The following is a 20503-nucleotide window of genomic DNA, read 5'->3' as shown; positions in this document are numbered from 1 at the left end:
CCAGGTTCCGTTTGGGCTTTCGGGCCGACAGCGGGAACACTGCTCCCTGTGACGTCCCGAAAGCCTGATGAGCAATTGGCGCGCAACTCCAGACTCCGTCTTGTCCGCCCGCGGTCATTGGCCGCCGCACGACGGGCCGTGACGACCCGGCGCACCCGGCCGGCACCCAGGCCCCCCGAGGGCACACCCCCGCCCGCGGAGCTCGCCCGTCAGGCACGGGCGGTGCTCGCGGACGCCGTCCGCATCGCCCGCTGGGCGGCCGTCGAAAGGGACCCCAGCACCGCTCCGCTCGCCGACCGGGCGCAGGAACGGGCCGCCGCCGCACTGGAGTTGACTCCGCTCCAGGTCCGCACCGGCTGGGACCGGGCCCGTCTCGCCGGTCTGGTCGAACTGCACGGCGACACCGCACGCCCCGGCTGGCGTCTGCGCGCCTGGGACCGCGACGACATGGCCGTCCTGCGCGGCTGGGTCGCCCTCTTCGACGCCTGGTCGCTGATCCACCCGGCCCCCGCCGACGTCGCCCCCACCGCGGTCGCCGAGGTCGTCGAGGCCGTCCCCCAACTGCTCTCGCTCCTCCAGCTCTCCGCGGGCCCGGTCCTGGTGCCCGCGCTGCTCGACCTGCTGGAGCAGCGCGTCGCCGAACTGCGCGAGGAGCGCTGCGAGGTGCCGTACGGCCTCCAGGAGCAGCCCGTCCCCGCCGCCTCGGCCGCCCCTCTGCCGCCGCTGCTCGACTGGGCCCTGGAGGGTCTGTCCGCCGTGGGCGCCCTGACGCTCGACGCGGGCGGCTCCGCCACGCTCACCCCGCTCGGCAACTGGGCGGTGTGGGTGAAGCTCGAACAGATCTGTGTCGCCGCGCAGAGCCCCGCCGGCAACATCGAGGTGTCGGCCGAGGACATGCTCCGCGGCTGCGCCCGCCTCACCCCGGGACCGGCCCGCGCCGAGTACCGCGCCTGGCTGGCCGCCCGTACCGTCTCCAGCGCCGTCGCCGAACTCCTCGGTGTCGCCCGCGGCGAGGACGCCCTGCTGCGCGGCCTCGCCTTCGAGGCGCTGCGCGTCGTCGGCGCCCCTGCCGAGGGCGAGGTCCGCGCCGCCGCGCACGAGCCTTCGCTGCGCCCCTACGCGCTGCTGTGGCTCGCGGAGTACGACGGGGCCGACCCCGAGGACGCCGCCGAGGTCCTCACCCGGGAGGAAGCCACCTGGCTCTGGGTGGACACCGCGGCGGCCGTCGCCGACCACGGTGAGCCCCAACTCCTCCTGCGCCACCTCGACTCGGCGGTCCAGGGCACGGTCCCGGCGCTCCTCGACGAGGTCCGGGCCGGCGGTCACCCCCGCACCGTCCAGGTCCTGGTCGCGCTCGCGGCCGCGCATCCGGACCCGGCACTCGCCAAGGCCGTGCGCCGGGCGGCGTTCCAGGTGCACACCGGCGGCTCGTAGCCCCCTTCCGGGCCCGGCGCCCAGGAGCGACGTCCGTAACCGGAGGGGCCGGGTCCCGGCCCCTCCGGTTACGCCGATCCCGGGGCGTACGTGCCGAAGCTCCACACATTGCCCTCGATGTCGCGCGCCATGTAGTCCCGCGACCCGTAGTCCTGATCGGTCGGCGGCATCACCACGTCCACCCCGTGCTCCACGGCCCTGCCGTGGTGCGCGTCGACGTCGTCGACGTGGACGAAGACACCGGCGGGCCCGGCGTCCGTCATCAGCTTGCCGAACTCTCCGCCGGTGCCCTTGCTGCCCAGCATCACCATGCCGTTGCCGTACATCAGCTCGGCATGGACCACCCGGCCGTTCTCGTCCTCGTAGACCGCGTGCTCGGTGAAGCCGAAGGCCTCGGTGAGCTGCCTGATCGCCGCCTTGGCGTCCGCATAGACCAGGGTCGGACTGATGCTCGGTGACTGTGCCATTCCGATCACTCCTTCATGCTCGACGGTGGGGATGTGATCTGGGTCTCAGTCTGGCACCGGCCACCGACAACGCCCGGAGCCCCGCCCGGACCGTCAGACGAAGGTGTTGCAGCGCGCCATGTCGCCGGTCCGGTAGCCCGTGGAGAACCACTGTTGGCGCTGCGCCGCCGAGCCGTGCGTCCAGGACTCGGGGGTGACGCGGCCCTGGAACCTCTCCTGGATCCGGTCGTCGCCGACCGCCGCCGCCGCGTCCAGGCCGTCCCTGATGTCGGCGTCCGTCAGCGTCGTCAGCACCGGCCTGCCGGTCCGCTCGTCGGGGGTGGTCGTGGCGTGGTGTGCCCAGACGCCGGCGTAGCAGTCGGCCTGGAGCTCCACCCGCACCGCGTTGCTGTTGGCACCCTGCCGGCCGTCCTGGGCGCGCTGGAGGGTGCCCATCAGGTTCTGAACATGGTGGCCGTACTCGTGGGCCACCACGTACGCCTGGGCGAACGGCCCGCCGGTCGACCCGAACGTCGTCCGCAGGTCGTCGAAGAAGCCGAGGTCCAGATAGACCTGCCGGTCGGCGGGACAGTAGAACGGCCCCACCGCCGCGGTCGCGGCCCCGCACGCGGTGCCCACCTGCCCGGTGAACATCACGGTGCGGGCGTCGGTCCAGCGCCCCTGCCGCCGCGGGAACTCCGCACGCCAGTAGTCCTGCACGCTGTTGACCACGGCGACGATCCGGCAGTCCTCGCGGGTGTTGGCATCCGACCCCCGCCGGCACGCCTGGTCGACCTCGGCCTGGGTGGAGGCCGTCGGGGCCGGGGCAGTGTCGCCCGAGGAGAGGCCGAGCTGCTCGGGTCCGACGCCGAAGAACAGGCCGAGGATCAGCGCGATGATTCCCGCGATGCCGCCGCCGATGGTCGCCCTGCCGCCGGGGACGCGGCTGCCGCGCACGTCCCGGACCTCGGAGGTGTCCAGATCGGCGTCGTCGTCGAACTGCATGAGCCATCACCCTCGGCTGTGCGGGCGTGGCGCCGGCCCGCCGCCGGCGCCACCTGGCGCCGAGTATTGATCATTCCGCGATGACTCGCCCCTTTTGTCGCGATCGCCTCCGGGCGGCCCGCCCCGGAGCCTCCCCGGGGGCCGCGGCCCCCGCCCCGGCAGCGGCACAACCACTTGCACCGCCCGGTTAGACTGGCCTCCATGGCCATTCTCCTTGCGCATTAGACGGCGTCGAAGCTTCCGCGACCGTCCCTTCCGCCGCCCACCCGCCCTGGAGTCTGTCCGTGATCACCGCTTCCGGCATCGAGTTGCGCGCCGGCGCGCGCGTACTCATCGAGTCCGCTTCCTTCCGTATCGCCAAGGGCGACCGCATCGGCCTGGTCGGCCGCAACGGCGCCGGCAAGACCACGCTCACCAAGTGCCTCGCGGGTGAGGGCATCCCCGCTGCCGGCACCATCACCCGCTCCGGCGAGGTCGGCTACCTTCCGCAGGACCCGCGCACCGGCGACCTCGACACCCTCGCCCGCGACCGGATCCTCTCCGCCCGCGACCTCGACTCCGTGCTGAGGAAGATGCGCGAGAACGAGGACCGGATGGCGAACGGCCAGGGAGCCACCCGCGAGAAGGCGATGAAGAAGTACGAGCGCCTGGAGACGGAGTTCCTCACCAAGGGCGGATACGCCGCCGAGGCCGAGGCCGCCACCATCGCCGCCGCGCTCGGGCTCCCCGACCGGGTGCTCGGCCAGCCCCTGCACACGCTCTCCGGCGGTCAGCGTCGCCGGGTCGAGCTCGCCCGCATCCTGTTCTCGGACGCCGACACCCTGCTCCTGGACGAGCCGACGAACCACCTCGACGCCGACTCCATCGTCTGGCTGCGGGACTACCTGAAGACCTACCGCGGTGGCTTCATCGTCATCTCCCACGATGTCGACCTGGTCGAGACGGTCGTGAACAAGGTCTTCTACCTGGACGCCAACCGCTCGAACATCGACGTCTACAACATGGGCTGGAAGCTGTACCAGCAGCAGCGCGAGGCGGACGAGAAGCGCCGCAAGCGCGAGCGCCAGAACGCCGAGAAGAAGGCCGCCGCGCTCAACTCCCAGGCCGACAAGATGCGCGCCAAGGCCACCAAGACCGTCGCCGCGCAGAACATGGCCCGGCGCGCCGAGCGTCTGCTCTCGGGGCTGGAAGACGTACGGATGGCCGACAAGGTCGCCAAGCTGCGCTTCCCCGACCCGGCCCCCTGCGGCAGGACGCCGCTCACCGCCGAGGGCCTGTCGAAGTCGTACGGATCGCTGGAGATCTTCACCGATGTCGATCTGGCGATCGACAAGGGTTCCCGGGTCGTCATCCTCGGTCTGAACGGTGCGGGCAAGACGACCCTGCTGCGACTGCTGGCCGGTGTGGAGAAGCCCGACACGGGCGAGGTCACCCCTGGCCACGGCCTCAAGCTCGGCTACTACGCCCAGGAGCACGAGACGCTCGACCCGGACCGCACGGTCCTGGAGAACATGCGCTCCTCCGCGCCCGACCTCGATCTGGTCCAGGTGCGCAAGACGCTCGGATCCTTCCTGTTCTCCGGGGACGACGTGGACAAGCCCGCCGGGGTCCTGTCCGGCGGTGAGAAGACCCGTCTCGCGCTGGCCACCCTCGTCGTCTCGTCGGCCAACGTCCTGCTCCTCGACGAGCCCACCAACAACCTCGACCCGGCCAGCCGCGAGGAGATCCTCGGCGCGCTGCGCACCTACAAGGGCGCGGTCATCCTCGTCACGCACGACGAGGGAGCGGTCGAGGCGCTGGAGCCGGAGCGGATCATCCTGCTGCCGGACGGCGTCGAGGACCTGTGGGGCAAGGACTACGCGGACCTGGTCGCCCTCGCCTGACCGCCGCCGGGGGCCGTGCGGCCCCCGGTCTCCGGGCCTGTGGTGCACTGATCCACTCCGTATGGATCATTCGGCCGACACGTGATCCATCATCTGTGTGAGTGCGTCTCGTACTACGGCGTGGCGCCGAGCGGATTGCCGTCGTCCGTGTCCCTGTCGGCGCGGGCTCCCGCCCACCCGGCCTGACCTGGCCGTTCTTCGGAAAGATCGGTCTGACGTGCGACTACGGGCACTCGGAATCAAGGACTCCGGTCGTGGCGACCGCCCCGCGCACGGCAAAGCTCGTCGTACGGACCTTGCCGAATGGGTGGCCAGGAAGCCCGCAAGGGGTGATCATGAGAAGTCCAGAGCGCACTTCCCATGAGGAGGCACGGGTGGCCGAGACTCTGAAGAAGGGCAGCCGGGTTACCGGCGCCGCGCGCGACAAGCTCGCGGCAGACCTGAAGAAGAAGTACGACTCCGGTGCGAGCATCCGGGCGCTGGCCGAAGAGACCGGCCGTTCCTATGGGTTCGTTCACCGGATGCTCAGCGAGTCCGGAGTCACGCTGCGGGGACGTGGCGGAGCAACACGAGGCAAGAAGGCTTCGGCCTGACGACCTGGCTCCTTCGGTCCACCGGTTCCAGACGGTGGCCACCCGGTCGGTCGGTTGTCCGACCGGGTGGTTACTGTGCAGTCGCTTAGCTAATCTGCACCTGACTGCACCTGATCCGGAGGCGCCCCCATGACTTCGCTCGACTCTGTGCTCGACAAGGATGGCGTACGGCTCACCGTCGAGGACGCTGTTGCCACGGTGACCCTGACCAACCCGGACAAGCGCAACGCCCAATCTCCCGCTCTGTGGCGGGCGTTGGCGCAGGCGGGTCGGTCACTGCCGGGCACTGCACGGATCGTGGTGCTGCGCGGTGAGGGCAAGTCCTTCTCCGCCGGACTCGACCGGCAGGCGTTCACGCCCGAGGGCTTCGAGGGTGAGCCGTCCTTCCTCGATCTGGCACGGGGCTCCGACACGGAACTCGACGCTGTCATCGCCGAGTACCAGGAGGCGTTCACTTGGTGGCGTCGCAGTGATGTCATCACGATCGCGGCCGTTCAGGGCCATGCGATCGGAGCGGGCTTCCAGCTCGCTCTCGCCTGCGATCTGCGGGTCGTGGCGCAGGACGTGCAGTTCGCCATGCGCGAGACAAGCCTCGGACTCGTCCCCGACCTCACCGGCACGCACCCCCTGGTGTCGCTCGTCGGCTACGCCCGCGCGCTGGAGATCTGCGCGACGGGCCGCTTCGTGCATGCCGAGGAGGCCGAGCGCACAGGGCTGGCCAACCTCGTGGTGCCGGGCGACGAACTCGACGGCGCCGTACGCGATCTGGCCGCCGCGTTGCTCGCCGCCCCGCGCGATGCCGTGATCGAGACGAAGGCGCTGCTCCAGGGGGTCCACGGCCGCTCCTTCGAGGAGCAGCGCACCGCCGAGCGCGCGGCGCAGGCGCGCCGGCTGCGGGATCTCGCGGGTATCGGGGACTGACACCCGGGCGGCCGGCCGTTCCCCGGTTGGGCGAGTCGGCCGCCGTGCGTTTCCCGTACAGCGCCGGCCTCGCCTCCTCCTGGGTCCGGCCCGTCAATCCCGGCCCGTACGGCCGCGCCTCAGCCGTGACGTGTCGGCGGGCCAGTGTCGTGACCTGGCGCATCTTCGGCGCGAAAGCGGGCAACCCGTCCTAATGTGGACATCAATGCCCGTAATAGCCCGGAAAGGACACACGGCGATGACTGAAACCGCGCCGAGGAACCGGCCCGACAACCCCGGCAGGGACCTGTCCGGCTCGGGCGAAGAGCCGAGGAAGCCGTCGACGACCAAGCGTGGTTCCGGGGACCCCGCGACCCGCGGACGCACCACCATCGCGGACGGAGTCGTCGAGAAGATCGCCGGACTCGCGGCCCGTGACGTCATCGGCGTGCACGCGATGGGCACCGGGGCGGCGCGTACCTTCGGCGCCGTCCGCGACCGCGTACCGGGCAGCAGCCGCGCCAGCGCAAGCCGCGGCGTCAAGGCCGAGGTCGGCGAGGTGCAGACCGCGCTCGACCTGGACATCGTCGTGGACTACGGCGTCTCCATCGCCGACGTGGCCCGCGCCGTCCGCGAGAACGTGGTCGGCGCCGTCGAGCGCATGACAGGTCTTGAGGTCGTCGAGGTCAACATCGCGGTCGGCGACGTGAAGCTGCCCGATGAAGAGGACGACGAGCCCGAACCGCGGATCCAGTAGAGGAGCTCACGATGAGCATGGCTGTGGTCGGCCTGATCGCCGGTATGGCACTCGCCTTCGCCGGATACTTCGGCGGTTTCGGCGCGTTCCTGCTGGTCGCTGCCTTGGGGGCGGTCGGCTTTGTGGTGGGCCGGTTCCTCGAGGGTGACCTCGAACCCGGAGAGTTCTTCCGCAGTCGCGAGCGCGGCGACCGGCCCCGGTGACCGCCGTGGCCGCCGGTCCCGCCCCCGGAGGCGGGGGAAGCGTCGCAGCCGGCGAGCGCGGGGCGACCGTCATCGCCGACCGGGTCGTGGCGAAGATCGCCGCGCGTGCGGCACGTGAGGCGCTCCACGCCGTTCCGGAAGACGGCAGTCCGCCACATGCCTCCGTCACGGTGCACCATGACATCGCCCGCGTGCGGGTGACCCTGGAGCTCCACTACCCGTCCGATATCGGAGCACAGTGCGGCGCCGTGCGTCGCCGGGTCGCTGAGCGGGTAAAGGCGTTGGCGGGGATGGACGTACCCGAGGTCGCCGTGCTCGTCGAACGGCTGCACTCGGTGCACTCGCGCTCGGCCGGGCAGGGGAGGATCAGATGAGTGAGCCGGTACCGCCCGCGGCACCCGTGCTCGACCTCGACCAGTCCGCCTCGGCCGCGGCCTACGACCGGTCCGGGGCGCCGGAGGAAGGCGACGGCGGCAGGGCGGGGCGCTTCTGGTCGGTGCGCAGGGTGCCGGCGGCCCTGCTGGCGATCGTCGTGCTCGGCGGAGCGGGTGTCCTGCTCTACGACGTCGCCGCCGTCCGTGCGGGCCGGCCCGGCATGCGGTGGCGCCGCGTCATGGCGGAACGCCTCGCCTCCTGGCAGGTCGACAACACCTGGGTGATGGTGGCCGCGTCCGTCGCGGTGCTCCTCGGCCTCGTTCTTCTCGTCCTCGCCCTCAGCCCCGGCCTGCGGTGGCTGCTGCCGATGCGGCGGGACGTCCCCTCCGTCCGTGCGGGCCTCGACCGGGAGGCGGCCGCCCTGATGCTCCGCGACCGGGCGATGGAGGTGTCCGGGGTGCAGTCCGTCCGGGTGCGGATGCGGCGCGGCAAGGTGTCCGTGCGGGCCCGCTCCCACTTCCGCGAACTCGACGACGTACGCCGGGACCTGGACGCCGCAGTGGGCTTCGGCATCACCGAACTCGGGCTCGCCAAGCCGCCGTCCCTGGCCGTGCACGTCGGCCGGCCGCCCGCGAAGAAGGGGTGAGGCCCCATGCTCCGGATCGTCAACCGGGTCCTGATCGGCCTCGCCGGGCTGGTGCTCGTGTGCCTGGGCGGAGGGATGCTCGCGGCCGCGGCTGGTCTCGCGGTGCCGTCCTGGTGGCCGTGGGACGGACCGCACGACGTGCTGCTCAGCGACGCGGACCGGGAGCGGTGGCGGGGCGAGGGCTGGTGGTGGCCGGTGGTCATCGCGCTCCTCGCGCTGCTCGTGCTCCTGGCGCTGTGGCACCTCACCGCCCAACTGCGCCGCAAGCGCCTGGCGGAGGTCCTGGTCGAGAGCGGCGACGGCGAGGGCGCGCTGCTGCGAGGCCGGGCGCTGGAGGGCGTCCTGGAGCGCGAGTCGGAGTCACTGGACGGGGTGGCCCGCGCCCACATCGTGCTCACCGGCAGCCGTACGGCACCGGCGACGCGGGTGGGCCTCCTGCTGGAACCTCACGTCTCCCCCCGCGAGACGCTGGCGCGCCTCACGGACGAGGCGATCACCCACGCACGCGAGTCGGCGGGACTGGAGTCGCTGCCGACGGAGGCCCACCTGCGCGCGGCCAAGCACCGCCCGCGCAGAGTGTCCTGACGGCGGATCGGTCCGCCGGGCGGTCAGAAGCCGTGGCGCGCGCCGCCGTCCACCGGGAGCATGACGCCCGTGAGATACGACGCGGCGGGGGAGAGCAGGAACGCCGCCGTGCGGCCGAATTCCTCCGGGGCGCCGTAGCGCCGCAGCGGAATACGGGACTCGTTCGACGCGCGGGCCGCGTCCGCGTCCCCCGAGAGCGCGTCCAGCTCCCGCACCCGATCCGTGTCGATACGCGCCGGGAGCAGGCCCACCACACGGATGCCCTGCGGGCCGAGCTCGTCGGCGAGGGACTTCGCGAAGCCCGCGAGCCCCGGGCGCAGCCCGTTCGAGATGGTCAGGCCGGGGATCGGCTCGTGGACCGAGCCGGACAGCACGAAGCCGATGACGCCGCCCTCGCCGAGCGCCGCCGCGGCGGTGCGCGCCATCCGCACCGCTCCGAGGAACACCGACTCGAACGCCGACTGCCACTGCTCGTCGGAGTTGTCCGCGGCGAACCCGGGCGGCGGCCCGCCCACGCTGATCAGCACCCCGTCGAAACGCCCGAAGTGCGCCCGCGCGGCGGCGATCAGTCGCTCCGCTCCCGACGGGTCGGCGTTGTCCACCGCGACCCCGACGGCGTTCGCACCGAGTTCGGCCGCGGCGTCCGCGACCGTCTTCTCGTCGCGCCCGGTGATGACGACCTTCGCCCCGTCGGCGACCAGCGCACGCGCGGACGCGTTCCCCAGCCCTCGCGAGGCACCCGTGACGATGTAGACGCGGTCCTTCAGTCCAAGATCCATGGGCCTATCCTGCATCCTCGTCCGCGCTCAGCGCGAGAGCCGTGTGCACCAGAGCGATATGGCTGAACGCCTGCGGGAAGTTCCCCAGCTGCCGACCCGAGACCGGTTCGTACTCCTCGGCCAGCAGCCCCACGTCGTTGCGCAGTGAGAGGAGCCGCTCGAACAGCTCCCGCGCCTCCTTGTCCCGGCCCGTCATCCGCAGCGCGTTCGCCAGCCAGAACGAGCACGCCAGGAACGCCCCCTCGTCGCCCGGCAGCCCGTCGACGGTGCGGCCCTCCGTGCTGTAGCGCCGGACCAGCCCGCCCCGCGTGCCGAGTTCGGCGCGGACCGCGTCCACCGTCCCGATCACCCGGGGGTCATGGGGCGGCAGGAATCCCACCTGGGGGATGAGGAGCGTCGCCGCGTCGAGGTCCTTGGAGCCGTAGTACTGCGTGAAGGTGTTCCGCTTCGGGTCGTACCCCTTCTCGCACACCTCCCGGTGCACCTCGTCCCGCATGGCACGCCAGCGCGACACGTCACCGCGCAACGCCGGGTCCTTCTCCAGCGTCCGCACCGCACGGTCCGCCGCCACCCACGCCATCACCTTGGAGTGCACGAAGTGACGGCGCGGACCCCGCACTTCCCACAGCCCCTCGTCCGGCTCACGCCACTTCGACTCCAGGAAACCGAGCAGGCTCAGCTGGAGGTACCACGCGTGATTCTCCGGCGCGAGGCCCGCCTCCCGCGCCAGGTACAGGGAGTCGATGACCTCGCCGTAGACATCGAGCTGGAGCTGGTCCACGGCGGCGTTGCCGATGCGCACCGGACGGGAGCCCGCGTACCCGGCGAGCCACGGAAGCTCCGTCTCGGGCAGCCGCCGCTCCCCGGACAGGCCGTACATGATCTGCAGGTCGGCCGGGTCGCCCGCGACCGCCCGCAGCAGCCAGTTCCGCCAGGCTTCCGCCTCGTCCTGGTAGCCGGCCGCGATCATCGCGCCCAGGGTCAGGGTGGAGTCACGCAGCCAGCAGTAGCGGTAGTCCCAGTTGCGTACGCCGCCGATCTCCTCCGGCAGCGAGGTGGTCGGGGCGGCGGCGATCCCGCCGGTCGGCGCGTACGTCAGCGCCTTCAGGGTGATGATGGAGCGGATCACGGCCTCGCGGTACGGCCCCTTCATGTCGCACCGGTGGGCCCACTCCTCCCAGTCCGACAGGCAGGACTCCAGCGCCTCGTACGGGTCGACGAGGTCGGGCCGCGGCTGGTGCGAGGGATGCCAGGTGAGCACGAACGCCACCTTCTCGCCCTCGCGGACGGTGAAGGAGGAGACCGTGCTGTACTGCTGACCCCATGTCTTGACCTCGGGCTCGCTCCGCAGCCACACCGAGTCCGGCCCCGCGATCGCGACCCGGTGGCCGTCGTCCCGGCGCATCCACGGCACGATCGAGCCGTAGTCGAAGCGCAGCCGCAGTGTCGAGGTCACCTCGACCTGGCCGCTGACGCACTCCACGATGCGCATCACATCGGGGGTGGCGTCCCGCTGGGGCATGAAATCGATGATCTTCACCGTGCCGGTGCGCGTCTCCCACACCGACTCCAGAACGAGCGAGTCCCCGACGTAGCCGCGCCGGGTGCAGGTGCCCGCGCCCTCGGGCGCCATCCGCCAGTGGCCGTTGTCCTTGTCGCCGAGGATGGCGGCGAAGCATGCCGCGGAGTCGAAGCGGGGCAGACAGAGCCAGTCGATGGATCCGTCCGTGCCGACCAGGGCCGCGGTCTGCAGATCGCCGATGAGCGCGTAGTCCTCGATGCGTAGGGTCACGCAGTGGCGTGTTCCCTTCGCGCGGGGCCGTTAAGCAGGGGATACGGCCTGCCCCGAGGGGCCGTCAGACGTTCGCGGGCGCCGGCTCCGGGGTGCTCTGTGCCGCCGCGGTCTGCCGGTCCCGCCTTTCCCTGCGGACGAGAATCACCCAGCCGACGGGTACCCCGGCGGCGAACAGCCACCACTGGACGGCGTACGCCATGTGCGAGCCGATCGACTCGTGGTCGGGTTCGGCGATCTGTTCGGGGCTGCTTCCGGCCTGCTCGGGCGCGGACTGCTCCAGATAGCCGCCGAGCACCGGACGGCCCAGCGCCTTCGCCTGCTGCGCGCTGTTGATCAGCATGACCTGGCGCGGTGGCAGACCGGCGAGGTCCTTGATCCCGCTGCCCTTCGTCGTCTCGTCCGCCTTGAGCCGGCCGGTGATCGTCACCGTGCCGCGGGCGGAGGGCGGGACGGTCGGGAAGGCCCGCTGGTCGGCCGCGGTGGGGATCCAGCCGCGGTTGACGAGGACGGCCCGGCCGTCGGCGAGCACCAGAGGGGTGAGGACGTGGAAGCCGACCCGCTCGTCGGCATTGGTGCGGCGGCGGACGACGACCTCGTGTGCGGTGTCGTACGTGCCGGTGGCGGTGACGCGGCGCCAGTAGTCCGCGCGCGGAACCGTTTGCCCGGGGGAGGTGAGCTCGGTCACCGGGACCGGCTTCGCCGCCAGGTTCCGGGCGATCAGCGCGTTCTGCTCGACCCGCCGTTCATGGCGGTGAAACTGCCAGAAACCCAGCTCGACCATCGTGGGGAGGAGAACGAGGCCGATGAGGGTGAGGATCACCCACTGCCGGGACAACAGGAAGCGGTACACGGCTTCGACCGTACCCGCTGCGGCGCGGCGCCCGGACGGTGGGTCCCCGTCCGGGCCGGCTCCGCCGGACCTCACACCTTGTCGACGATGCCCACCTGACCCTCCGCCCGGGCGCAGTGCCCGCCGCAGTACCAGTGACCCTCGACCTCGACGCCCTGGCCGATGATCTGGACCCGGCAGTGCTCACAGATGGGCGCCATGCGGTGAATGGCGCAGGAGAAGCAGTCGAAGACGTGCACCGCGCCCTGCGCGTGCACCTCGAAGGACATGCCGTAGTCGTTTCCGCAAACCTCGCAACGTGCCATGCGCCACAGGGTGCGGGGCAGGGTCGCCGAAGCGTGGGCGGCACGCCCGGTCATCACTCGTCTGCCGGGTCCACATCCCGCAGCAACTGGGTGAACGCCGCCTCGTCGATCACCGGGGTGCCGTACGCCTTCGCCTTGACGGTCTTGGAGGTGGCCGAGTCGGGGTCGTTGCTCACCAGCAGACTGGTGAGCCGGGAGACGCTGGTGGCGACATGGAGTCCCGCCTCGATCGCCCGGTCCTCCAGCAGTTCGCGCTCCACGGAGGTGTCGCCGGAGAACGCCACCCGCATGCCCTGCTTGAGTGGCTTGTCCGCTTCGTACCGTCCGGGGTTGGGGTAGGGGCAGGCCGGGCGGCGGCGGGCGGGACGCCAGGTGCCCCGACCGTAGGGCGATTGTCCGTACGACGGCTGATGGCCGACGCGCGGGGTGACGGGGGAGTCCGACCACTCGGTCAGCGGACGGCATTCGAGCAGCGGCAGCCGCACGCCGTCCCGGGCCGCCGTGTGCAGGCTCGGCCGGAACGCCTCGGCCAGCACCCGCGCGTCGTCGAGCGCGTGGTGCGCGCGCTGCTGGACGACCCCGAAGTGCGCGGCGAGCGACGCCAGCTTGTGGTTGGGCAGCGGCAGGCGGAGCTCCTTGGCCAGGGCGATGGTGCACAGCCGCTGGCGGGTGGGCGCCGTCTCCCGCGCACGGGCGTACTCCCGCGCGATCATCGACCAGTCGAAGATGGCGTTGTGCGCGACGAGCACGCGGCCGTCGAGCCGTTCGGAGAAGTCGGCGGCGATCTCCCCGAACAGCGGGGCCCCTTCGAGCACATCGCTCGTCAGCCCGTGGATCCACACCGGCCCCGGGTCACGCTCGGGATTGACCAGGGTGTACCAGTGGTCCTCGACCTCGCCCCGGGCGTCGAGGCGGTACACGGCAGCGGAGATTATCCGGTCGTCGCGGGCGAGTCCGGTGGTCTCCACGTCGACGACCGCGTATCCCCGGGGATACGCGGCCGGCCACGGTGCCGCTGTCGAGATGTCGTCGAGCATGGTCACAGAGAATACGGGCCGGGACTGACAACACCTGTCCGGGCGTCACCTGACCGTGTACCAGAACGGACGGCACCGGCCGGTGTCGGCGGCCCTGTTCGGGTCCGTCACCGGCCGGTGCCGGCGGCCCGGTTCGGGTCCGTCCGTCTCACCGGTCCGCGCGGGCGGCTCCGTGCGAATCCGTCTCACCGGACCGCCCCGGCGGTTCGAGCAGCGCGCTCACCAACGCCCGTACCGACGTCTCGAACAGCTTCTCCGGGTCCGCCGGACGCGAGAGCGCCCTCGCCAGCGCCGGGTCGTGTTCCGCGGTCCGGGTGTCCCACAGCTCCCCGCGGGCGGGGGACTGGAGGGGAGAGCGGTCGCGGTTGCGCTCGACGAGAACGAAGCCGACGACCTGGTACTGCACGGAGCGCACCACCTCCGCGGCCCGGGCCCCGCGCAGCCCGGCCGCGTGCACCTCGTGGACGAGAGCCTGCTGCGCGGGCAGGAACATCCGGTCCGTGAGGCCGCGTTCGTGCACCATCGCGATTAGGTGGGGTCGCTCGCGCAGCTCGCGATGGAGACGGCGGGCGACGGAGACGATGCGCTGCGCGGGGGTGCGGCCGGCGGGCCGGATCGCTCCCATCTCGTGCACCGTCCGCTCGACCAGCGCGTCCAGCAGGGACTCGCGGTTGCCCACGTGCCAGTAGATCGAGGTGACGGCCGTGCCGAGCTCGGCGGCGAGCTTGCGCATCGTGAGGGCCTGCGGGCCGAGCTGCCGGACGAGGGCGGCGGCCGCGTCGAGAACGTCGTCACGGGTCAGGGCGGTACGGGTCATGGTGCCCTCGATTCTCGTGCCTGCACGGCTCTTTACCCTTCATCGGCTCCGGTGTAACTGTGTTACAGCCGCTGTGCGGCGGACCCCCGGAAAGGCACTCCCAGGAAGGGCGGTACGACATGACACGCGTACGGTACGGCGCGCGCTCGGCGGCGGAGATCTCCGCCGCCCGCGCGGCAGGAACCAAGCTCCCCGACATCTGGTCGACGGGTGTCGTCGCGGTGTGGGAGAGCGACCCGGACGCGGTGGCCGCCGTACTGCCGCCACCGCTGGTGCCCGCCGAACGGCCGCTCGTACGGGCCGCCGTCAGCCGCGTGCAACTGCCCGGCTATCCGCTCGGCGCCGGCTCGGTCGCGGTCTCGGCCCTGCACGACGGGCGCGAGGGCTGGTACCCGCTGGTCATGCCGATGACCCACGAACGCGCGCTGATCGGCGGACGCGAGGTGTTCGGGGAGCCGAAGAAACTGGGTGACGTCACCCTGGAACGGGACGGACTCGTCGTCCGGGCCGCGCTCGCCCGGCACGGCATCGCCTTCGTGGAGGTCCGCGGCGCCGTCGCCGGACCGCTCCCGCTGCCGGAGCCGGCCGAGAAGCTCGACTTCTACGTCAAGTTCCTGCCCGCCGTGGACGGTTCGGGATTCGACGCCGATCCCGTCCTCGTCCACTGCGTCCGCCGCGAGAAGGTCCGCAGACTGGAGCGGCTCACCGGCGACGTGGTGCTCCGCGAGTCCATGTACGACCCCGTCGCCGACCTCCCCGTACGCCGCGTCGTCGAGCTGACCATCGGCGAGAAGACCAGCGACCAGAAGGGCAGGGTCGCCGGTCGGGTGAGCGCGCGGGAGTTCCTGCCCTACCTTCACCAGCGCTACGACGACCCGCAGCAGATCCTGGACGGCCCGCCCGCCGGGAGCGTCCGATGAAGCTCACCGAGGGACAGGTGGCCGTGGTCACCGGGGCCGCCGGTGGCATCGGACGCGCGATGGCGCGGCGGTTCGCCGCCGAGGGCCTCGCGGTGGTCCTCGCCGACGTCGAGGAGAGCGCGCTGCGCGAGGCCGCCGACGAACTGACCGGCGACGGCGCGAAGGTGCTCGCCCGGGTCGTCGACGTCGCCGACCGCGACGCGGTGTTCGCGCTGGCCGACGCCGCCTACGAGGCCTTCGGCGCCGTGCATGTGCTCTGCAACAACGCGGGCGTCGGATCGGGCGCCGAGGGGCGGATGTGGGAGCACGAGCCCAACGACTGGAAGTGGGCCTTCGCCGTCAACGTCTGGGGTGTCTTCCACGGTATCCAGGCCTTCGTGCCGCGGATGATCGCGAGCGGCGAGCCCGGCCATGTCGTCAACACCTCCTCCGGCGACGGAGGCATCGCCCCGCTGCCGACCGCGTCCGTCTACGCCGTCACCAAGGCGGCCGTCGTCACCATGACCGAGTCGCTCTACGCCCATCTGAAGGCGGAGAACGCCCGCGTCGGCGCCTCCGTGCTCTTCCCCGGCCCCCACATGCTCCGTACCGGACTGTGGGAGTCGCACCGCAACAGGCCCGCGCGCTATGCGAAGGAACGGCCCCGCAGAACCCCGTACCGCACCCTCGGCCAGTGGGAGGCGGCGATGAAGGAGGCGGGGCAGGACGTGGCCTTCACCCCGGTCGAGGACGTCGCCGCGTTCGTCGTCGAGGGCATCCGCGCCGGCCGTTTCTGGATGCTGCCGCCGGGCGAGCACAGCGACCGGCAGATCCGCGCCCGGTCCGCGTCGATGCTCGACCGGACCGACCCCTCCTACCTCGAGCGCTTCATCCTGGATTGAGGACGTGTCATGACGGACCGGAACGACCCGTACCTGATCATCTCCTCCGACTGCCACGCCGGACTGCCGACGGAACGGTACCGGCCCTATCTGGACGCCCGGTTCCACCGCGCGTTCGACGAGTTCCTCGCGGGCCGGGACGCCCGGCGCGAGGAGATGACCCGCCTCGGCGTGCGCAACGAGGACTTCGCCACCCGGTGGTTCAGTGACAACGAGGAGGGCCTGAAGGGAGGTTGGGAGCCGGAGCGGCGCATCAAGGAACTCGACGGCGACGGGATCGCCGCCGAAGTGGTCTTCCCCGACGCGGACGCCGTCGACAGCGGCACGGCCGCACCCTTCGGTGTGGGGCTCGGTCTCCGCGGCGACCAGGACCCCGACCTCGGGATGGCCGGGGCCCGGGCCCACAACCGGTGGCTCGCCGAGTTCGTCGGCGAACATCCCGAACGGCACTGCGGGGTGGCCCTGCTGCCCGTCACGGGCGACGTCGGGGGCGTCGTCGCCGAGATCCACCGCGCCAGGGAGTCCGGCCTCGGCGCGCTGATGATCCCCTCGATGTGGATGGACAAGGCCCCGTACCACGACCGGCGGTACGACCCGGTCTGGGCGGCCGCCGAGGAGACGGGCATGCCGCTGGTCACCCACTCGGGCGCGGCACCGCGCCACGAGTACGGCGAACATCTGGGCATCTACGTCTCCGAGGTCACCTGGTGGCCGGCCCGCCCGCTGTGGTTCCTGCTCTGGTCCGGAGTCTTCGAACGCCACCCGGGGCTGCGGTTCGGCGTCGCCGAGTCCGGCTGCTGGTGGCTGCCGAACCTGCTCTGGTTCATGGACCGGCTCTACCTCGGGGCGCACGGCGGCAAGAAGCTCTCCCCGTTCGCCGAACTGCGGCGCCCGCCCAGCGAGTACCTCGACCGGCAGGTCTTCGTCTGCGCCACCAACACCAAGCGCCGCGAACTCGCCCAGCGGTACGAGATCGGCGTCGACAACATCCTGTGGGGCAGCGACTTCCCGCACCCCGAGGGCACCTGGCCGAAGACGCGCGAGTGGCTGAGGAACACCTTCCACGACATCCCCGTCGCGGAGACCCGCCGGATGCTCGGACTGGCCGCCGCCGAGGTCTTCGGCTTCGACACCGCGAAACTGGAGCCCCTCGCCCGGCGCATCGGCCCCACCCCGGCAGAGCTCGGCCAGTCGGCCGACCAGCAGGCCGTGGAGGACTCCTGGGCCGCGTCGCGCGAGGCCGGCCGGCACTGGCTGACCGGCCAGGACTTCCCCGTCCTGGGGGTGCGCGGATGAGCGCCGACCGCTACACCGTCATCTCCGCCGACTGCCACGCGGGCGCCGATCTGCTGGACTACCGGCCGTACTTGGAAAAACGCCACCACGACGACTTCGACGCCTGGGCCGCCGGCTACGTCAATCCGTACGAGGACCTGCTCGCCGACACGGCCGACCGCAACTGGAACTCGGCGCGCCGGCTCGCGGAACTGGAGGCGGACGGCATCGTCGCCGAGGTCGTCTACCCGAACACCATCCCGCCGTTCTTCCCCAGCGCCTCGCTGATGGCCCCGACGCCCACCCGAGCGGAGTACGAACGGCGCTGGGCCGGACTGCGCGCGCACAACCGCTGGCTCGCCGACTTCTGCGCCGAGGCCCCCGGACGCCGGGCCGGGGTCGCGCAGATCCTGTTGAACGACCCCGACGAGGCGGTGCGGGAGATCCGTCGCACCAAACAGGCCGGTCTCACGGGCGGGATTCTGCTGCCCGGCACACCGCCGGGCTCCGGACTGCCGGAGCTGTACTCCCGGACGTACGACCCGATCTGGGCGGTCTGCGACGAACTCGGCGTACCCGTCAACCATCACGGCGGGTCGGCGTCCCCGCCGCTGGGCGAGGAACCGGCGGCCCGGGCGGTCTTCATGGTGGAGACGACGTGGTTCTCGCACCGGGCGCTGTGGCATCTGATCTTCAGCGGTGCCTTCCGCCGCCACCCGGGCCTCACCCTGGTGCTGACCGAGCAGGGCTCCGGCTGGATCCCGGGCGTGCTCGACATGCTCGACTACTACCACGGGAGGCTGGTCGCGGCGGCGGCGCGCACGGCGACGGCCGAGTCCAGGTTCGGCGCCGGGCTCGCCGGCGCGATGGGCCGGGGGCCGAGCGAGGTCTGGCGGGACAACTGCTTCGTCGGGGCCAGCTTCATGCGGCCCCACGAGGTGCCGCTGCGCGACCGGATCGGCCTCGACAAGATCATGTGGGGCTGCGACTACCCGCACGACGAAGGCACCACCCCCTACTCCCGCGAAGGCCTCCGCATCGCCTACGCGGGTCTGCCGCCCCACGAGATCGCGGTGATGGCCGGGGGCAACGCCGCCCGGGTCTACGGCTTCGACCTCGGCCTTCTCGACCCGATCGCGGCGAGCGTCGGTCCGACGGTGGAGGAGATCGCCCGGCCGCTGGACGACGTACCGCAGGGCGCGGCCAGTCCCGCGTTCGCCCGGGGCGGGTCGGTGCGCGTGTGGTGACACCCGCGGTGGGAACCTCGCCGCATGAGTGGAGCGCCTCCCCCGACGCCGCATGACGAGCCCCACGGCCGAGCACTCGGCACGCGGCTGAACTGGCTGCGGGCCGCGGTGCTCGGCGCCAACGACGGCATCGTCTCCACCGCCGGTCTCGTGGTGGGCGTCGCCGGTGCCACCTCCGACCGCGACGCCCTGCTGACCGCGGGCCTCGCCGGATTGCTCGCCGGTTCGATGTCCATGGCCGCCGGCGAGTACGTCTCCGTGTCCACCCAGCGGGACTCGGAGAAGGCGGCACTGACTCTGGAGAAGCGTGAGCTGCGTGAGCAACCGGACGCCGAACTCGACGAACTGACCGGCCTGTTGACGGGCCGGGGCCTGTCACGGGAGGTGGCCCGCGAGGCGGCCCTCCAGCTCACCGAGCGCGACGCGCTGCGCGCCCACGCGAGCGTGGAACTCGGCATCGATCCGGACGACCTGGCCGACCCCTGGCGCGCGGCCCTCGCGAGCCTGCTCGCCTTCACGACCGGCGCGCTGCTGCCGCTGCTGGCGATCGTGCTGCCGCCGGATCGGCTCCGGCTGCCGGTGACCGTCGTCTCGGTCCTGGTGGCCCTCACCTTCACCGGCTGGTGGAGCGCCCGGCTGGGAGAGGCGCCCGCCGGCCGGGCGGTGCTGCGGAACGTCGGCGGGGGAGCGGTGGCGATGGCCGTGACGTACGCGGTGGGATCGCTGCTGGGCGCGGTGGGGGTCTGAGGGGCGTTCCGCCGACGGGCCGTATGTCGGGACCCACCACAGCTTGTTGACATCCCGTCTCTCATACTTGTCGGTAACACCATCTAGCCGCGCCCCGCACCGTGCCTCTACCGTGCACGCATGCCGCACCTGCCCGATGTCGTGCTGTGGTCGATACCCGCCTTCGTGCTGCTCACCGTCCTGGAGATGGTCAGTTACCGCCTCCACCCCGACGACGATGCCGCCGGATACGAGTCCAAGGACGCCGCCACCAGTCTGGGGATGGGGCTCGGCAGCCTCGCCTTCGACTTCTTCTGGAAGATCCCGATCCTGGCGATCTACATGGTGGTGTACGAACTCACCCCGGCCCGCGTGCCCGTCCTGTGGTGGACCGTGCCGCTGATGCTGCTCGCCCAGGACTTCTTCTACTACTTCAACCATCGCGGGCACCACGTGGTCCGCATCCTGTGGGCCTGCCACGTGGTCCACCACTCCAGCCGGAAGTTCAACCTCACCACGGCGCTGCGCCAGCCCTGGACGAGCCTGACCGTCTGGCCGTTCTATCTCCCGCTCGTCGCCTGCGGAGTGCACCCGGCCGCGCTCGCCTTCTGCTCGTCCGCCAGCCTCGTCTACCAGTTCTGGATTCACACGGAGCGCATCGACAAGCTGCCGCGGCCCTTCGAGTACATCCTGAACACGCCCTCGCACCACCGCGTGCACCACGCCTCCCAGGGCGGCTACCTGGACCGCAACTTCGGCGGCATCCTCATCGTGTGGGACCGGCTCTTCGGCTCCTTCGCGGCGGAGACCGAACGGCCCGTCTTCGGGCTCACCAAGAACATCGAGACCTACAACCCACTGCGGGTGGCCACCCATGAGTACGCGGCCATCGCCCGCGACGTACGGGCGGCGGCCACCTGGCGGGAACGGGCCGGGCGGGTGTTCCGCGGCCCCGGCTGGCAGCCGGCCGGCGCCGGGGTGACGGTGGAGGCACCGGCACCGGAGAAGGTCGCCTGACGCGCGCACCCCGGCCGGCGTCGCCGG

The 20503-nt window shown here is 71.7% G+C and carries 23 protein-coding genes; 15 read left to right on the top strand and 8 right to left on the bottom strand.

Annotated features, from left to right (window positions below; all coding sequences use genetic code 11):
- Positions 1-48: 48 nt before the first annotated feature.
- The gene (locus ABTX78_RS22855) at positions 49-1434 is read left to right on the top strand and encodes a hypothetical protein (RefSeq protein WP_502993936.1); all 1386 of its coding nucleotides are present in this window, start codon (positions 49-51) and stop codon (positions 1432-1434) included.
- A gap of 68 nt (positions 1435-1502) precedes the next feature.
- Here the strand turns inward: ABTX78_RS22855 and ABTX78_RS22850 are convergent, their stop codons facing one another.
- Both ABTX78_RS22850 and ypfJ read right to left on the bottom strand, forming a co-directional pair.
- Entirely contained in the window at positions 1503-1901 is a 399-nt protein-coding gene (locus tag ABTX78_RS22850; RefSeq protein WP_352208638.1) for a VOC family protein, read from the bottom strand.
- A gap of 93 nt (positions 1902-1994) precedes the next feature.
- Complete coding sequence (gene ypfJ, locus ABTX78_RS22845; protein WP_352208637.1) at positions 1995-2885, bottom strand: KPN_02809 family neutral zinc metallopeptidase; 891 nt, start codon at positions 2883-2885, stop codon at positions 1995-1997.
- A gap of 284 nt (positions 2886-3169) precedes the next feature.
- Here ypfJ and ABTX78_RS22840 point away from each other — a divergent pair, with 284 nt between their 5' ends.
- From ABTX78_RS22840 to amaP, 8 genes are all read left to right on the top strand, one after another.
- Positions 3170-4768, top strand: a complete 1599-nt coding sequence (locus ABTX78_RS22840) for an ABC-F family ATP-binding cassette domain-containing protein (protein ID WP_352208636.1) — start codon at positions 3170-3172, stop codon at positions 4766-4768.
- 374 nt (positions 4769-5142) lie between these two features.
- On the top strand, positions 5143-5361 hold the full coding sequence (locus ABTX78_RS22835) for a helix-turn-helix domain-containing protein (RefSeq protein WP_019060653.1): 219 nt from the start codon (positions 5143-5145) through the stop codon (positions 5359-5361).
- A gap of 129 nt (positions 5362-5490) precedes the next feature.
- Positions 5491-6282 carry an enoyl-CoA hydratase/isomerase family protein gene (locus tag ABTX78_RS22830; protein ID WP_352208635.1) on the top strand — a complete coding sequence of 264 codons (792 nt, stop codon included), beginning with the start codon at positions 5491-5493 and terminating at the stop codon, positions 6280-6282.
- 238 nt (positions 6283-6520) lie between these two features.
- Positions 6521-7018: an Asp23/Gls24 family envelope stress response protein gene (locus ABTX78_RS22825; protein WP_352208634.1), complete on the top strand. Its 498-nt coding sequence runs from the start codon at positions 6521-6523 to the stop codon at positions 7016-7018.
- 11 nt (positions 7019-7029) lie between these two features.
- Complete coding sequence (locus ABTX78_RS22820) at positions 7030-7221, top strand: hypothetical protein (RefSeq protein ID WP_313947111.1); 192 nt, start codon at positions 7030-7032, stop codon at positions 7219-7221.
- Positions 7218-7595 carry an Asp23/Gls24 family envelope stress response protein gene (locus ABTX78_RS22815; RefSeq protein WP_502993934.1) on the top strand — a complete coding sequence of 126 codons (378 nt, stop codon included), beginning with the start codon at positions 7218-7220 and terminating at the stop codon, positions 7593-7595. Before ABTX78_RS22820 ends, ABTX78_RS22815 begins: the two co-directional genes overlap by 4 nt.
- Positions 7592-8242, top strand: a complete 651-nt coding sequence (locus ABTX78_RS22810; RefSeq protein ID WP_352208632.1) for a DUF6286 domain-containing protein — start codon at positions 7592-7594, stop codon at positions 8240-8242. Before ABTX78_RS22815 ends, ABTX78_RS22810 begins: the two co-directional genes overlap by 4 nt.
- Before the next feature lie 6 nt (positions 8243-8248).
- Positions 8249-8827, top strand: a complete 579-nt coding sequence (gene amaP, locus ABTX78_RS22805; RefSeq protein WP_352208631.1) for an alkaline shock response membrane anchor protein AmaP — start codon at positions 8249-8251, stop codon at positions 8825-8827.
- Positions 8828-8850: 23 nt separating this feature from the next.
- Here the strand turns inward: amaP and ABTX78_RS22800 are convergent, their stop codons facing one another.
- From ABTX78_RS22800 to ABTX78_RS22775, 6 genes are all read right to left on the bottom strand, one after another.
- Positions 8851-9606 (bottom strand): SDR family oxidoreductase, encoded by a 756-nt coding sequence (locus ABTX78_RS22800; protein WP_352208630.1) that lies wholly within the window; start codon positions 9604-9606, stop codon positions 8851-8853.
- A gap of 4 nt (positions 9607-9610) precedes the next feature.
- Positions 9611-11398, bottom strand: coding sequence for a glycoside hydrolase family 15 protein (locus ABTX78_RS22795; protein ID WP_352208629.1), 1788 nt, complete (start codon positions 11396-11398; stop codon positions 9611-9613).
- A gap of 64 nt (positions 11399-11462) precedes the next feature.
- Positions 11463-12251 carry an SURF1 family cytochrome oxidase biogenesis protein gene (locus ABTX78_RS22790; protein ID WP_352208628.1) on the bottom strand — a complete coding sequence of 263 codons (789 nt, stop codon included), beginning with the start codon at positions 12249-12251 and terminating at the stop codon, positions 11463-11465.
- A gap of 71 nt (positions 12252-12322) precedes the next feature.
- The gene (locus ABTX78_RS22785; protein WP_266991763.1) at positions 12323-12556 is read right to left on the bottom strand and encodes a metallothionein; all 234 of its coding nucleotides are present in this window, start codon (positions 12554-12556) and stop codon (positions 12323-12325) included.
- Between the two features lie 53 nt (positions 12557-12609).
- Positions 12610-13593, bottom strand: a complete 984-nt coding sequence (locus tag ABTX78_RS22780; protein ID WP_352208627.1) for a DEDDh family exonuclease — start codon at positions 13591-13593, stop codon at positions 12610-12612.
- Between the two features lie 148 nt (positions 13594-13741).
- A complete protein-coding gene (locus tag ABTX78_RS22775; RefSeq protein WP_352208626.1) occupies positions 13742-14410 on the bottom strand; it encodes a TetR/AcrR family transcriptional regulator in 669 nt (222 codons plus the stop codon).
- Positions 14411-14529: 119 nt separating this feature from the next.
- Between ABTX78_RS22775 and ABTX78_RS22770 the strand changes: the two genes are divergently transcribed.
- The 6 genes from ABTX78_RS22770 (at position 14530) to ABTX78_RS22745 (ending at position 20476) form a co-directional block, all read left to right on the top strand.
- The gene (locus tag ABTX78_RS22770) at positions 14530-15330 is read left to right on the top strand and encodes an acetoacetate decarboxylase family protein (RefSeq protein ID WP_352208625.1); all 801 of its coding nucleotides are present in this window, start codon (positions 14530-14532) and stop codon (positions 15328-15330) included.
- A complete protein-coding gene (locus tag ABTX78_RS22765) occupies positions 15327-16211 on the top strand; it encodes an SDR family NAD(P)-dependent oxidoreductase (RefSeq protein WP_352208624.1) in 885 nt (294 codons plus the stop codon). Before ABTX78_RS22770 ends, ABTX78_RS22765 begins: the two co-directional genes overlap by 4 nt.
- A 9-nt stretch (positions 16212-16220) precedes the next feature.
- Positions 16221-17507 carry an amidohydrolase family protein gene (locus ABTX78_RS22760; protein ID WP_352208623.1) on the top strand — a complete coding sequence of 429 codons (1287 nt, stop codon included), beginning with the start codon at positions 16221-16223 and terminating at the stop codon, positions 17505-17507.
- Positions 17504-18733 (top strand): amidohydrolase family protein, encoded by a 1230-nt coding sequence (locus ABTX78_RS22755; protein ID WP_352208622.1) that lies wholly within the window; start codon positions 17504-17506, stop codon positions 18731-18733. The genes ABTX78_RS22760 and ABTX78_RS22755 overlap by 4 nt, the downstream gene beginning before the upstream one ends.
- Before the next feature lie 24 nt (positions 18734-18757).
- Positions 18758-19480, top strand: a complete 723-nt coding sequence (locus ABTX78_RS22750) for a VIT1/CCC1 transporter family protein (RefSeq protein WP_352208621.1) — start codon at positions 18758-18760, stop codon at positions 19478-19480.
- A 120-nt stretch (positions 19481-19600) separates the two neighbouring features.
- Positions 19601-20476 (top strand): sterol desaturase family protein, encoded by an 876-nt coding sequence (locus tag ABTX78_RS22745; RefSeq protein ID WP_352208620.1) that lies wholly within the window; start codon positions 19601-19603, stop codon positions 20474-20476.
- The last annotated feature ends 27 nt before the right edge of the window (positions 20477-20503 follow it).

This window comes from Streptomyces sp. NPDC096193 (assembly GCF_040302905.1).
Taxonomy (GTDB): domain Bacteria; phylum Actinomycetota; class Actinomycetes; order Streptomycetales; family Streptomycetaceae; genus Streptomyces.
This window is presented reverse-complemented; position numbering and strand designations above follow the sequence as displayed.